This is a genomic window from Acinetobacter guillouiae (assembly GCF_002370525.2).
Classification (GTDB): domain Bacteria; phylum Pseudomonadota; class Gammaproteobacteria; order Pseudomonadales; family Moraxellaceae; genus Acinetobacter; species Acinetobacter guillouiae.
In genome coordinates this window covers 3,797,564-3,811,101 of record NZ_AP014630.1, presented here as the reverse complement: position 1 = coordinate 3,811,101, position 13,538 = coordinate 3,797,564, and the positions used below count along the sequence as shown (strand labels likewise).

Genomic DNA, 13,538 nt, shown 5'->3' with positions numbered 1-13,538 from the left:
ATATTCCGTTTTTACACTGTCAGTCCTATAAGAGGTCGATGCAATGAATAGTGAACAGCTCACTGAAATCTTAAAAGCAGCTTTTCCTGATGCTGAAGTTGCTGTCAGTGGACAAGCAGGTAAATTTGACCTCCGTATTGTCGACAATCAGTTTGAAGGGAAACGTCCTGTTCCTCGTCAACAAGCTGTTTACGCGCCACTTAATTCTTATATTGCCAGTGGTGAGGTACATGCGGTAACTATTCGTGCAATGACTAAAGAAGAATGGCGCAAAGCCAGTATGTTTGGAGCTTAAGCGTCAATGGATAAATTTGTCATTCAAGGTGGTGTAAAACTCGAAGGTGAAGTTCGTATTTCTGGTGCGAAAAATGCGGCTTTACCTTTATTGGCTGCAATGATTCTTGCAGATACACCAATTACATTAAAAAATGTTCCAGATCTAAAAGACGTTCGCACTTTAGTTAAGCTGATTGGTGGTTTAGGTATCACCATGAGTTATGAGGGCGAAACGGTTATCGCAGATACCTCTACACTGGATAATCAATTTGCGCCTTATGAACTGGTTAAAACCATGCGCGCATCTATTTTGGTGCTTGGGCCACTGTTGGCGCGCTATGGTAGTGCAAAAGTTTCACTTCCTGGTGGGTGTGCAATTGGTTCACGCCCTGTTGATCAGCATTTAAAAGCCTTAGAAGCTTTGGGTGCACAAATTGAGGTCGAAGCAGGTTATGTTCACGCTAAAGTGGATGGCCGTTTAAAAGGTGGTGAAGTCATCTTTGATATGGTGACTGTCGGTGGAACTGAAAATATTTTAACTGCAGCAGTATTGGCAGAGGGTGTTACAACAATTCGTAATGCTGCGCGCGAACCTGAAATTACAGACCTTGCATTAATGCTTATTAAAATGGGTGCAAAAATTGAAGGTTTAGACACAGATACCTTAGTGGTCACTGGTGTTGAAAGTCTGCATGGCTGTGAATATTCAGTGGTTGCTGACCGTATTGAAACCGGTTCATATTTGGCGGCGGCAGCAATTACGGGCGGTAAGGTCAAAACCACACATACTGATCCAAATCTTCTTGAATCTGTTTTAGATAAATTTGAAGAAATGGGTGCGGAAGTTACACGCGGTGAAGATTGGATCGAATTGGATATGCTGGGGAAACGTCCGAAAGCTGTCAGCTTCCGTACCTTGCCACATCCAGAATTCCCAACGGATATGCAAGCACAGATCATGGCGGTAAATGCCATTGGACGTGGTTTTGCAACAATTTCTGAAACGATTTTTGAAAATCGTTTTATGCATGTACCTGAATTAGCACGTATGGGCGCAAATATTCAGGTTGAAGGCAATGATGCTGTAGTTACAGGTGTGGAAAAATTATCTGCTGCACCTGTTATGGCAACTGATCTACGTGCTTCATTTTCTTTAGTTTTGGCTGCTTTAGCTGCTGAAGGGGAAACCATCATCGATCGTATTTATCATATTGATCGTGGTTATGAAGATATCGAAGCAAAGTTACAAGGTCTAGGTGCCCAAATTAAGCGAGTGAGCGAGTAAGTTAATGAGCGATATGAGAAACGATGATCCAAACTTTGACGTAATGGGCAATTTTGATCATGGTTTAACTTTGGCATTGAGTAAAGGACGTATTTTAAAAGAAACGTTGCCTTTACTTGAAACTGCTGGAATTAACTTATTGGAAGATCCTGATAAATCTCGTAAGTTAATTTTCCCAACCACACACAAATCCGTTCGTATTTTAATCTTACGTGCTTCTGATGTGCCAACCTATGTGGAAAATGGCGCAGCGGATATTGGTGTAGCGGGTAAAGATGTGTTGATGGAACATGGCGCTCAAAATGTCTATGAACCATTGGATTTAAAGATTGCCAACTGTAAATTAATGACAGCTGGTAAAGTCGGTATGGTTCGCCCTAAAGGACGTTTAAAAATTGCCACCAAGTATGTAAATTTAACCCGTCAATATTATGCGAGCTTAGGTGAGCAAGTTGATGTGATTAAGCTTTACGGCTCAATGGAATTAGCCCCATTGGTTGGTTTGGGTGATTATATTGTCGATGTGGTAGATACAGGGAATACTTTGCGTGCCAATGGTCTAGAGCCTTTGGAAGAAATCTGTAAAGTATCTTCACGTTTAATTGTCAATAAAGCCAGCTTTAAGCGTAAGCAAACATTATTAAATCCGATTCTTACTCAGCTTGAAAAAGCAGTAGAAGAACGTCAAAAGAGCAATTAATTCATTCATGTTTGTTCGATAAAGATGCCGTCTAATTTTAGGCGGTTTTTTTATGCAATTTATGTTAAAAAATAACCATCCATGATTTAAAAAAAAGAGTTTATGAAAACACCTCAACAGCGCAAAGAACAATCTATTTTAAAACTTAAAAAGTATTCAATTCCTTATATTGACTGGTTACCTGTGATCGAAGCTGCTGAAGACGTGCAAGCGCGCAGTGCAGAACAGATTGCAAAACGCGCGATTGCTTGTTTGTGGGTGATTCAAGTTGCTTGTGATCTGAATAATGATCAATATGATGATGAAACACAGCTATTTGTATTTGATATTTTAAAGAAAATGCAGGTGCTAGACGCTTTAACCGAGAAAGAACAGGCAATTTTAAAGCGTGAGGCTTCAGCACAAGATATCATCAATATGGTGTGGAAATATGAAGCCTACTGGGTATTGTTATGGGCTTTGGGGATTGTGGATGAGTTGAGTTATCCAGCAGATATCGTTGATTGTGATTTTGCCATTCAGGCTGTTTCGTCGTGCGATACCTTTGCAGAATTTATGGCTAAAGTACAGTTGCGGGATAGCGAAGAAATTTTAGATCAGGCTGATTTAATTTATCGTTATGATTGGGCATGTGTAAATGCGCGTTTAAAGCAACAGGATGCACCTGAAAATTTAAATTCATCTATTGTTGTGGAACGGCATGGTGCATTGAACTGGCTGATTCAGGCAGATAGTGATTGGGATCACCCAGATGTGAGCACCTAAATAAAAGTTTGCTGTGTCAAAAGTGATTTGCAATCAAACTTTCCTATTAAAGTAAGTTGAAATGTTGCGGTGATGTTGCCCACAAGATACTCAAAACAAGGTAAACTAAATCTTTCCTAAACAACCTTGTGGGTAAATTGATGCGACGTTTATCGACTCAAGAGCAGAACTTTAAACAAGTCTTTGCTGACTTGTTAGCTTTTGAAACAGTGAGTGATCCTGAGCTTTTAAAAACAGTAGACCAAATTATTGCAGATGTACGCCAACATGGCGATGCACATGTACTTAAACTCACTCAACAGTTCGATCGACATCCAGCGCATCAATTTTCAGATTTAGAACTGACACAAGAACAACTTAAAGTTGCATTTGAGGGGTTAACCGTAGAAGTACGTGAAGCTTTGGAATTGGCGGCCAATCGGGTTCGCTCATTCCATCAGGCGCAAAAACAAGACGGTTGGTCTTATGTGGATGAATTAGGAAATACTCTGGGTCAAAAAGTTACTCCTTTAGACCGTGTTGGTATTTACGTTCCAGGTGGTTTAGCTTCTTATCCGTCCTCTGTGCTGATGAATGCTTTACCTGCGCATGTGGCTGGGGTAGCAGAAATTATTATGGTGGTACCTGCGCCAAATGGTGATTTAAATCCTTTGGTATTGGCAGCTGCTTATTTAGCAGGCGTAAGTCGTGTGTTTACGATTGGCGGTGCGCAAGCAGTTGCCGCGCTGGCTTATGGAACAGAAACAATTCCAGCAGTGGATAAAATTACAGGACCAGGTAACCGTTTCGTTGCTGCGGCAAAACGTGCTGTTTTTGGTCAAGTCGGTATTGACATGATTGCAGGGCCTTCAGAAATTTTGGTTTATGCAGAAGGTCATAATGATCCTAAATGGTTGGCAATGGATGTTTTGTCACAAGCTGAACATGATACGGTTGCGCAAGCGATTTTTATTACGCCTGATGAACAGCTGTTAAATGATGTCGAGCAGGCCATTGAAGAACATTTGGCTGCACTACCCAAAGCTGAAATTGCACGAACTTCGATTGCAAATCGTGGTGCTTTGGTCTTGGTTAAAGATCGTCAAGAAGCCATTGATTTGATTAATCAAGTTGCGCCTGAGCATTTGGAATTGTGCTTAGATGACGCTGAGCAGATGTCAGAAAGTATTCGCCATGCAGGTGCAATCTTTATGGGGCGCTATACACCAGAAGCGATTGGTGATTATTGTGCGGGACCTAACCATGTCCTGCCTACTTCTGGTACAGCACGTTTTTCATCACCTTTGGGTGTTTATGATTTTCAAAAACGTTCAAGTTTGATTATGTGTTCTGAGCAAGGGGTAAAATCGCTTGCCAAGGCCGCAGATATTCTTGCACAACAAGAAAATTTAGATGCGCATGCCCGATCAGCAAGATATCGTTATCAGTAATTCACCAATGGCCCAGTATCCGTAAAAATCCTTCTCCCTTAGGGAGAGGGTGTGGATGAGGGTGTAAAAATTTAACTGACTTAGTTTGGGGATTCTATTGAAATACCCAAACCCTCTCCTAGAGTGAGAGCGCTTATATAAAGTAAGTCAAGTGAGAAAAAATACGAGATAAAAATGCCAAATATTAGCCCTGAGCAAATGCGTTTTTGGAGTCCTGAAGTACGTGAGTTAGAACCGTATGTTCCAGGTGAGCAGCCTAAAATCCAAAACTTATTAAAACTGAATACCAATGAAAACCCATATCCACCATCGCCAAAAGTGGTTGCAGCGGTTCAGTCTGTACTTATAGATTCAGCAGATGTATTGCGACTTTATCCAGATCCAGATGCATCGGCACTCAAACACGCGATTGCGAAACAACAACATGTAGATGTCGCAAATGTCTTTGTTGGTAATGGTTCGGATGAGGTTTTAGCCCATATTTTTAAAGCATTTTTTGTTCAAGATAAGCCGATTCTATACCCAGATATTACCTATAGCTTTTATCCTGTTTATAGTCAGTTTTTTGGAATTTCAACCCAAACTAAAATCTTGCCGTTAAATGATGATTTTGAAATTGACGTGGCTGATTATAAACAGCCGAATGGTGGGATTATCATTACCAACCCCAATGCACCAACCAGTATTGCATTGGGGCTGTCGGCAATTGAACAGGTCTTGCAAGCCAATCCTGATTCGGTGGTTGTGATTGATGAAGCATATGTGGATTTTGGTGCTGAGTCAGCTGTGAGTCTGGTTGAGAAATACGAAAACTTAGTGGTTTGCCAAACGACTTCAAAATCGCGTTCTTTAGCTGGTTTACGCGTTGGTTTTGCAATTGCACGACCACATTTGATTGCCGCATTGGAAGCTGTTAAAAATAGTTTTAACTCCTATCCAATTGATCGTTTTGCAATAGCTGCAGCTGTCGCATCATTTGAAGATCAAGAATACTTTGTAGCACAATGTCAAAAAGTCATTGTAAGTCGTGACAAATTGGTTGCAGATTTAGTGGCGCTTGGGTTTAAAGTATTACCATCTTCAGCTAACTTTATTTTTGCTTGTTTACCCTCAAAAGATGCTGGTGAATTGGCGAAAGCGTTGCGTGAACGTGGCATTATTGTTCGATACTTTAATAAACCACGTATTGATCAATTCTTACGTATCACTATTGGTACAGATGAACAAAATCAACGCCTTGTTGATACACTAAAGCATGAGATTTTAGTCTAGGATTCATGTTGAGGTTGATGCCATGTATTGAGTAAGTCAAGCATGGCAGTAACTTTATCAAAACATTCCTGATATTCTGCATCACAATCTGAGGCAATAGTAATTCCACCGCCTGCCCACAATGATACTTCATCTTGATATTTTTGAATTGAACGAATCAAAATGTTCCAAGAACCGGTTCCATCAAAATTAAAATAGCCCATTGAACCACAATAAGCACCTCTTGGTGCACTTTCGAGTTCTTCAATAATTTGCATCGCACGAATTTTGGGTGCACCAGTAATTGAACCACCCGGCAATGCTGTAAATAAGACCTCAAATGGATTGACATCTGGTTTTAGGGTGGCAGTCACCTCACTCACCATATGATGTACTTGGTTAAAAGATTCAATATTAAACAATTTTGGGGTTTTTACTGAGCCAGTTTCAGCATAGACACTGAGATCATTGCGTAATAAGTCCACAATCATGACATTCTCTGCTTGATCTTTTTTAGACTGAATCAAAGCATTTTTTGATTGTGCATCTAAAGTTGGATCGTCATAACGCGGCATTGTCCCTTTAATGGGTTTGGTGATAATTTTACGCTCAGCTTCGAAATCAATAAATAACTCAGGTGAGCAACTCAGTAATTCAAAATCATTGATTTTTAAATAACCCGAATAGGGAGCATCTGTGAGTGTCCAAAACTTTTCGGCAGTATCTAAAAGTAAACCGTGAGCTTTTGCAGTGAATTCCTGAGTTAAATTAATTTGATAGCAGTCACCCGCTTTAATATATTCTTGAACTTGTGTAAATGCATGATCATATTGTGGCTTTGTCCACGTCGCAGTACAGTTTGATAAAAGTTTAAAGCTTTGATTCTGGGTGACGGGTGTGGTTAATAAATCTTGTATAAAGTTGAAAAACTCTTCTGCACAGGCTTCTAAACTATAAAAAAAGAATTGCTCATTTTCTCGTTTGATAAATGTTTTATAAATACCCATGTAAAAATTGGGCTGAGATTTGGTTTGAGCATCAACATATTGCTGACTGGCATAGTTATAGTCAATAAAACCCATATATCCACCCTGAAAACTATGCTGTTTCGGAGCTGATTGAGCGGTGAAGTTAAAGAAGTGTTTTAAATGAGGATCGCTTTTATCTTTTTGATAATGGGTAAAATGATTTCTGGTATAACGATAAAGTTGTTGCTGGGTTGAGATACAGTATTGTTCAGGTGAAAAAGCAACAATGTCTTCGCCCGCGTTTTTTAAATAGATACAACCGAATAATGAGTCAAGACGGTGTAATAAATCTGCAGTGCTATTTGATGGAAAATCTAATAACTTCCGAAACATAGGGAGGTTTAACTCAAGCGCAAAAAGGGTTTGTAAGGCACTATTCTACCTGAAAATAGCACTTATAAAAGTGTTTACCGTTTATCGGTTTAATTGGCTTTTTGATAAACAGCAGTTGAACAAAAAGTAACATACCGTTAATTTAAAAGGGCAAAACGGACTACTCAAGGATTGGTGTTCTAAGTTGTAAAACAACTAAAAACAACAGGGAACTATGGAGAGTGGTTAAAAATGAAAAAAAATGCTCTTGGGAGAGTACAGATTATGAAATTATTTACTAAACTTGCTTTAGTTTCCGCAGTGGCTATGAGTTCAAACGCAATGGCAATGCAAGCAATGGATGATGCAGCGCTGAGTGCTACGACTGGTCAAGATGGTATCAGTATTGGTATTGATGCATCTAAAGTTGAAATTGCAAAACTACATGTTTTTGATGGTGATGGTTTAGCAGTAAATCCAACGACTGGCGGTACGGGTAAAGCGGGTGCAATTACCTTAAATAACGTAGTTGTAACCAAAACTGGTGCTTCTGGTAACTTGGCTGACTTGGTCATTGATACTGACGGTGGTGCTACAGCTGGCGCTAGTGGTACGCCATTCCTAAATGTTGCTGCTGCAATTAATGCATTAAAAATTGATTTAGGTAAAATTGAAGTGAATAATGTCACGGGTTCAGCAGGCGCATATAAACCTGATACTGGATCTGCTGAAATTTTAAGTGGTTTGACGATCAATACTGGTGCTACGACAGCAAATATTCAATTGGGTAATACGCCTCAAGGTGCAATGATTAAATTGAATGGTTCGATGGTTGGTGGTTTATCAATCAGTAACTTAGCCTTGAAAGATGCTTCTGCAGCAGGTGGTGGTTATATCGTACTGGGTGGCATTAAAGTGACAGACACCGGTTCTTCTGATTTGGCTTTAAATGCTGATGTGGCTGTAACGAAAGATGGTTTAGCTGTTACTGCAATGAAAAGTTCAACAGGTACAGATATTTACTTAACTAAAGTTGTATTGGGCGGTGGTAATGGCTTTGTACCAGGTGGAACAGCAGGTTCTGGAACAGGTTCTGGTTCGATTGGTGATGTTGCGATTACAGGTATGAAATTCTATAACGGTGGTTCAGCAACGCCGAATGGTGTAAAACTGACGATTTCTGGTCACTAAGCCTAGAATTAAAATCTTAAAAAAGACGCATGCAAAGCATGCGTCTTTTTTTTACAAAAAAGCTGAGAAAAAGCGACAAAAGTTGAAAAAAAGACTGTTTTTTTTTTCAAAAACCGTTATCTTCATAATCACAGGGACGTAGAGTGTTCACTCTAAAAATAAAATCAGCACTTTAGGCAAAATACTGCCGACACTTGATAGTTAAAATTATGATAGAAATTACTTTAGGTTCGGCATTAATGTATTATTTTGCCAACCACGCCTTAGATGTGAAGCCCAAGCCAAAGGATGCGATTTACTACACTGAGCTTGCGGATTCCAGAGATAAATCATTTACACGTAATCATCGTGAAATGGTACATGTTAAACCTGCCTTAGAAAACCAATTCCGTGGCATCGTACGTCAAGGATATGACTATAGTTGCGGTTCTGCTGCGTTAACAACATTGTTAAATGGCTATGTTGGGACAAATTTAACTGAGCAGCAAACCATGGAAGGCTTATTACGATTTGGTGAATACAACCGGATTATTGAGCGACGAAGTTTTTCATTGCTGGATATGAAGCGCTTTGTTGCTGCAATTGGATATGAAAGCGGTGGCTATAGAGGTGAGTTCACAGACCTAATCAATCAAAATCAACCGGTGATTGTGCCAATTTCTTATGCGGGTTTTAAACATTTTGTTGTGTTTAAAGCTTATAAAGATGGGCGTGTTTATGTGGCAGATCCAGCCTTGGGGAATATCAGTTTTGATCAAGAGCGATTTAAGCAAATTTGGGAAAATAACACCTTATTTGTGATCAATGCGCCAAAAGATCAACAACGTAACTTGTTGGCACTACAAGATGCAGATATGCGTCATGTCGATGATGCAACAATCAATCGTTATGCTTTAGTTGAAGCGCAATATTCAACAGATTATACCAATAAATTAGCAGATAAGGCTTCGACAATGCGTAAGGTGATTGACCAAGATACCAAGTCTGCAACATACAATCAGCCAATTACATCTTATATGCGACTCTATTATAAACGTAAGTAAAAGATGGATTAAAAAATTACATAACTGAATTGGAATTTTTGGAATAGGAAGAATATGAATAATCAATGGATGAAACGGACTTTACTTGCAGTGAGTATTCAGTTTGCAATTGGAAGTTTATATGCAGCTGAAACAGAGGCAAGTGCGGATGTAGTAGCAGATCAGGTTGCGAGTACAGACAATGCCAGTTCTGCAACCAGCAGTCAAACAGCTCCAGTTGCAGATGTTGCACAGGCTACAGAAGATGTCAAAATTAATAAAGATGAAACAAAATCTTTAGCACCTAAACCAGGTACACAAGCTGCAGAAGCATTGCAGAAGAAAGAAGGTGATGCTTCTCAAGAAACCAATTTACAAGAAGTTTTTACATCCAATGAACGTCAATACTCTTTAATTAAAAAGGGTGAGTTCTCAACTTTTTATGATTTAGATTATTCTTACTATCGTGATTCGCAATTAAATTTAGGAATTAACGAAGGCACAGCTTATCAACTTCGTGTTGATGAAGATGCAAGTCATACCATTAGTAATACTTTTACTGCACAGTACGGGATACGTGATAATTTAACCTTTACCGCATCTATTCCATTTATTGCTAAATCAGATAGCTTAAAAGATGCCACGGCTGCTGGCCTAGGGGATATTAACTTTGGTGCACGTTGGGAACCTTTCCCACTGAAAGCAGGTCGTTTACCACTTATTTTATTTGGTAGCTTATCTACCAAGACAGGTGATAGTCCATATGAGATAAACCCAGAAAAAGACCTTTCAACGGGTAAAGGCTATTATTCTGTAGGTGTTGGCGCAAGTACCCGTAAATATATCGATCCTGTTGTACTGTTTGCATCGGTCTCTGCCAATTATGGATTTAAAGAAACTGGCTTAAATCAAGTACGTGGTGGGGGCAATGCCAATGGTCAAGGTGGTGATCAGACCTATCAGCGCGTTTTAGAAGAGTTTGATCCTGGTATGACCGGTGGTTTCTCTTTTGGTTTTGCTTATTCATTTAACTATGATGTTTCGATGACCATGTCATACCAACAATCATTTAATATGAATACTTCGTTTAAGTATAGACCTACAGCGGGACTTGCAGATTCATATAAAGCAGCTGACCAATCTAGCGGGATGTTTTCCATTGCTCTAGGGGTGCGTGTCAATCCAGATACGATTGTCAATGGTACATTGGGGATCGGCTTAACTGAAGACTCACCAGATATTTCGCTTGGTCTATCTTTCCCATTGGATATTTTAGGCTTTGGTAAGAAGAAAGCGAACTAAAGGAGTGTAAAGTATGAAAAACATACGTTTGCGCCCATTAGTTACAGCGATTTTATTAACAGGGTGTTCAACTCAAGTATTTGCGGCGTTAGGACTTAACCTATCGGTTGATATACGCTCACTAACCATGGGGAATGCAGTAACTGCAGACCCACCTGGAATTAGTGCGATTCATTTTAACCCCGCAGCATTAACTAAACTCAAAGGCTTACAAACCGACGTACAAGGGATTGTTGCAAACTTTGATATACAACGTGAATTTTCTGCGCCACCTGGTTATAACGTATTTGGTTATTCTGATGACCCATTGATCTGTAATGATGCACCAGACAATCCTTCGGGGCTTTGTACAGATTATAAAGATTCAGTGCGTGGCGATGTAGAGTATGCAAGTTTATATATTCCCATTCTAAAAAAAGTCGTGGATTTGGGACCTGGCTGGCCAGTGTTAGCGCCAACGGGAGGGATTTCTTATAATCCTCCAGGTTCAAAATTGACCTATGCAACTGCTGTATATGCACCAATGGTGGCAGGTTTTGGCTCAGAGGATGGTAACCCAGGTAACTATATGGGGCAGCAAGTTGCCATTGAGCGTATAACCTATTTGTCTCCATCTATTGCATACCAAGTCAGCGATGAATTGTCTATTGGTGCTTCGATCGGGATGTCATATAACGCAATGGCATTAAAAACTGATCTACGATTTCCAAATGAAATGATCGGTGTTCTACGATTGATTGATGAGTCTGTTTGTGGGCCTTTCCGAAATAACTCGAATGTGATTACTGACCTTATATTATTTGGTATTTGTAATGCAGATGAGGGCATGAACCCATTTGGTCAATTCGGCAAAATGCAGGTGAGTCTTGAGCAGAGTTTAAGCCCAAGTTATAACTTAGGTTTGATGTGGGAACCTACAGAAAACTTCGGTTTTGGTATGGTGTATCAAAGTTCCGCCAAAATGCGTATGAAAGGTAAATATTTTATCGACAATGCCAACGCACCACGCGAGCTTATAAAAGGCTTGAACTCTTCAGCAACAGGTCAAATTCTTGCGGCGATTTTAGGTTTTCCAGGCTATATTCCACCAACCGAATCAGGTTTGATTTCAATGGATTTGGAATATCCTGCTCATTTTCAAACCGGTATAAAATATAAAATTTTACCTGATTTACAGGTGAATTTTGATGTGGGCTGGACCGACTTTAAAGCATGGGAAAAGTTTCAGTTTGAATTTGACCGACAAATTTCAGCATTAAAAATTGCCAAATTATTATCCAATCAAGTCACAGATACCTCATTGGCTTTTCCACTCGGCTTTCAATCACCGTGGAGCTGGGGAATTGGTATTGAGTATTCAGCAAATGATCGTCTAAAACTTCGTGCTGGTTATGAACCTCGTGCTAGTGCGATCCCCGATGATAAACGGAATACCATGGTGCCGATTAACAATGCGCAATTATTTGGTTTAGGTTTAGGTTATCGTTTTGATGAAGATAGTGATATTGACTTATCGATCGGTTTCTTGCGTAGCCGAGATAATATTCCAGCAAACAGCAGTAGTTTGGCCAATAAAACAGGGGTGGATAACTTGTTACTCAACCCATATGCTGGTTTAAATGTAAAGACCAATACAAAAGTTACAATTCTAGGGCTTAACTACAGAACGAGATGGTAATGCGTTTGAATGTTGGAAAAAAAACAGTCGTAACTTCTTTGTGGCTAGCTTTAAGTTTTAGTCTAGCCACATCAATTTCTTATGCTGCCAATTTTTATACAATTATTGGCCCTGATGGACATCCGATGATTGTTCAGAAACCTGAAGCAGCTCCAAAAGTAGATGTAAAGCAAAAAAATAAACCAGTACAAGACGTTAAACCAATACAAGAAGTCAAACAAATACAAGAGACTCAAGCTGCCAAGCCTAATGTACCAGTAATAGAAGCTCCAGCCATCGTTAAACAAAGTCAAAAAGAGGGGGCGCCTAAAAATACGCCATCAGCGGTTACTACTGCTCAGCCTGCACGGCAATCCGCTTTAATGGAGCATAAAGCTAAAATTCAAAGCCCTGTTCAGATACCAGATCAGCCTTTAGCACCAGCGTCACAGACGATAGTACCTCAGCTTGTTGTGGAAAAACCTCCACAGCAGCCCGCTGATATTACTCAAAAAACCAATAAGGTTGAGAAACTAGAGAAAATAACGCCAGTAGACCAAACTGCGGTCAAGACCAATAAAGAAGTTGCCCCAAAAAGTACTCAAATGATAGAAGATCAGCATTTCACCGTTATTGATGGTGAACAATATGTCAATAATGAGTATTTAGAAGATCGTGAATTCAATTTAGAAGGTAAAAAAAGATTTTATATGACGCCTGAGATCGGCGCAGTGCATGGTCGTTATGAAACCATCGAACGGCAAAAAGGTTTAAGTAAGAGCCTTTTAAATAGTATTCGTGGCAATTCAGAATCGAAAGAAAAAAAGCCAGTTGTTTTATCATCAAGCTACTTTCGTTTACCTAAAGATGAGGTTGTTCATAATTTAGAACAAGCGTGTTTTTCGGGTAAAAAAATAACTAAAGCAAAAGATTTATCCATAAAAAATCAAGAAGTTGGCTTGTGGCCAGTTGCACCAATCAAAGAGACTTTTGCTTATGAAGTCGTGAAATTAGATTCTCAAGTGCAAAATATTTTATTAACATCCTATGCATCTTCTTCAAAGCTTCAAAGTTATTATTGGCCTTTGGTGGTATTTTTAGATGGACAAGGTTGTGTCCTCGAAGGTGTAAGTGGTTTTAAAAATGAAGAATCCCACGACAATAATTTACAATATGCGGCTATGGAAGGCGTTTTAAGAAAACCTGATCAAGCTGTATATCTATTTTTAACACCACTATCCTCAGCATTAGATGTGGAAAATAAGCAATTAACAAATCATGGACAAATTAAGCTGAGTGTAATTCAGTAAGGATGAAGA

Annotated in this window: 12 protein-coding genes; 11 read left to right on the top strand and 1 reads right to left on the bottom strand. The window is 39.4% G+C overall.

Features of this window, described 5'->3' with window-relative positions:
* Positions 1 to 43: 43 nt before the first annotated feature.
* The 6 genes from ibaG (at position 44) to hisC (ending at position 5,728) form a co-directional block, all read left to right on the top strand.
* Positions 44 to 295 (top strand): BolA family iron metabolism protein IbaG, encoded by a 252-nt coding sequence (ibaG, locus tag AS4_RS17645; protein ID WP_004723729.1) that lies wholly within the window; start codon positions 44 to 46, stop codon positions 293 to 295.
* 6 nt (positions 296 to 301) lie between these two features.
* Entirely contained in the window at positions 302 to 1,561 is a 1,260-nt protein-coding gene (gene murA / locus AS4_RS17640) for a UDP-N-acetylglucosamine 1-carboxyvinyltransferase (RefSeq protein WP_004817645.1), read from the top strand.
* Between the two features lie 4 nt (positions 1,562 to 1,565).
* Positions 1,566 to 2,261, top strand: coding sequence for an ATP phosphoribosyltransferase (gene hisG, locus AS4_RS17635; RefSeq protein WP_004723724.1), 696 nt, complete (start codon positions 1,566 to 1,568; stop codon positions 2,259 to 2,261).
* 102 nt (positions 2,262 to 2,363) lie between these two features.
* Positions 2,364 to 3,026, top strand: coding sequence for a DUF4272 domain-containing protein (locus tag AS4_RS17630; protein WP_096735036.1), 663 nt, complete (start codon positions 2,364 to 2,366; stop codon positions 3,024 to 3,026).
* A 128-nt stretch (positions 3,027 to 3,154) separates the two neighbouring features.
* Positions 3,155 to 4,456, top strand: a complete 1,302-nt coding sequence (gene hisD / locus AS4_RS17625) for a histidinol dehydrogenase (RefSeq protein ID WP_081401076.1) — start codon at positions 3,155 to 3,157, stop codon at positions 4,454 to 4,456.
* Positions 4,457 to 4,630: 174 nt separating this feature from the next.
* Positions 4,631 to 5,728, top strand: coding sequence for a histidinol-phosphate transaminase (gene hisC / locus AS4_RS17620; protein ID WP_096735035.1), 1,098 nt, complete (start codon positions 4,631 to 4,633; stop codon positions 5,726 to 5,728).
* On the opposite strand, the gene AS4_RS17615 is transcribed toward hisC, so the two are convergent.
* On the bottom strand, positions 5,725 to 7,068 hold the full coding sequence (locus tag AS4_RS17615; protein WP_096735034.1) for an anthranilate synthase component I family protein: 1,344 nt from the start codon (positions 7,066 to 7,068) through the stop codon (positions 5,725 to 5,727). The genes hisC and AS4_RS17615 overlap by 4 nt on opposite strands.
* Before the next feature lie 264 nt (positions 7,069 to 7,332).
* On the opposite strand from AS4_RS17615, the gene filA reads away from it, so the two are divergent.
* The 5 genes from filA (at position 7,333) to filE (ending at position 13,529) form a co-directional block, all read left to right on the top strand.
* Positions 7,333 to 8,238: a putative pilus system protein FilA gene (gene filA / locus AS4_RS17610; protein WP_096735563.1), complete on the top strand. Its 906-nt coding sequence runs from the start codon at positions 7,333 to 7,335 to the stop codon at positions 8,236 to 8,238.
* A 209-nt stretch (positions 8,239 to 8,447) separates the two neighbouring features.
* On the top strand, positions 8,448 to 9,281 hold the full coding sequence (gene filB / locus AS4_RS17605; protein ID WP_034613839.1) for a putative pilus system C39 family peptidase FilB: 834 nt from the start codon (positions 8,448 to 8,450) through the stop codon (positions 9,279 to 9,281).
* A 54-nt stretch (positions 9,282 to 9,335) separates the two neighbouring features.
* On the top strand, positions 9,336 to 10,562 hold the full coding sequence (filC, locus tag AS4_RS17600; RefSeq protein ID WP_096735033.1) for a putative pilus system protein FilC: 1,227 nt from the start codon (positions 9,336 to 9,338) through the stop codon (positions 10,560 to 10,562).
* A 13-nt stretch (positions 10,563 to 10,575) separates the two neighbouring features.
* Positions 10,576 to 12,240, top strand: coding sequence for a putative pilus system OmpP1/FadL family transporter FilD (filD, locus tag AS4_RS17595; RefSeq protein ID WP_004817633.1), 1,665 nt, complete (start codon positions 10,576 to 10,578; stop codon positions 12,238 to 12,240).
* Positions 12,240 to 13,529, top strand: a complete 1,290-nt coding sequence (filE, locus tag AS4_RS17590; protein WP_096735032.1) for a putative pilus assembly protein FilE — start codon at positions 12,240 to 12,242, stop codon at positions 13,527 to 13,529. The genes filD and filE overlap by 1 nt, the downstream gene beginning before the upstream one ends.
* Positions 13,530 to 13,538: the final 9 nt, after the last annotated feature.

Coding starts and splice junctions, on each gene's coding strand:
- ibaG (WP_004723729.1), top strand. CDS start 44: ATGAATAGTGAACAGCTCACTGAAATCTTAAAAGCAGCTTTTCCTGAT.
- murA (WP_004817645.1), top strand. CDS start 302: ATGGATAAATTTGTCATTCAAGGTGGTGTAAAACTCGAAGGTGAAGTT.
- hisG (WP_004723724.1), top strand. CDS start 1,566: ATGAGCGATATGAGAAACGATGATCCAAACTTTGACGTAATGGGCAAT.
- AS4_RS17630 (WP_096735036.1), top strand. CDS start 2,364: ATGAAAACACCTCAACAGCGCAAAGAACAATCTATTTTAAAACTTAAA.
- hisC (WP_096735035.1), top strand. CDS start 4,631: ATGCCAAATATTAGCCCTGAGCAAATGCGTTTTTGGAGTCCTGAAGTA.
- AS4_RS17615 (WP_096735034.1), bottom strand. CDS start 7,068: ATGTTTCGGAAGTTATTAGATTTTCCATCAAATAGCACTGCAGATTTA.
- filA (WP_096735563.1), top strand. CDS start 7,333: ATGAAATTATTTACTAAACTTGCTTTAGTTTCCGCAGTGGCTATGAGT.
- filB (WP_034613839.1), top strand. CDS start 8,448: ATGATAGAAATTACTTTAGGTTCGGCATTAATGTATTATTTTGCCAAC.
- filC (WP_096735033.1), top strand. CDS start 9,336: ATGAATAATCAATGGATGAAACGGACTTTACTTGCAGTGAGTATTCAG.
- filD (WP_004817633.1), top strand. CDS start 10,576: ATGAAAAACATACGTTTGCGCCCATTAGTTACAGCGATTTTATTAACA.
- filE (WP_096735032.1), top strand. CDS start 12,240: ATGCGTTTGAATGTTGGAAAAAAAACAGTCGTAACTTCTTTGTGGCTA.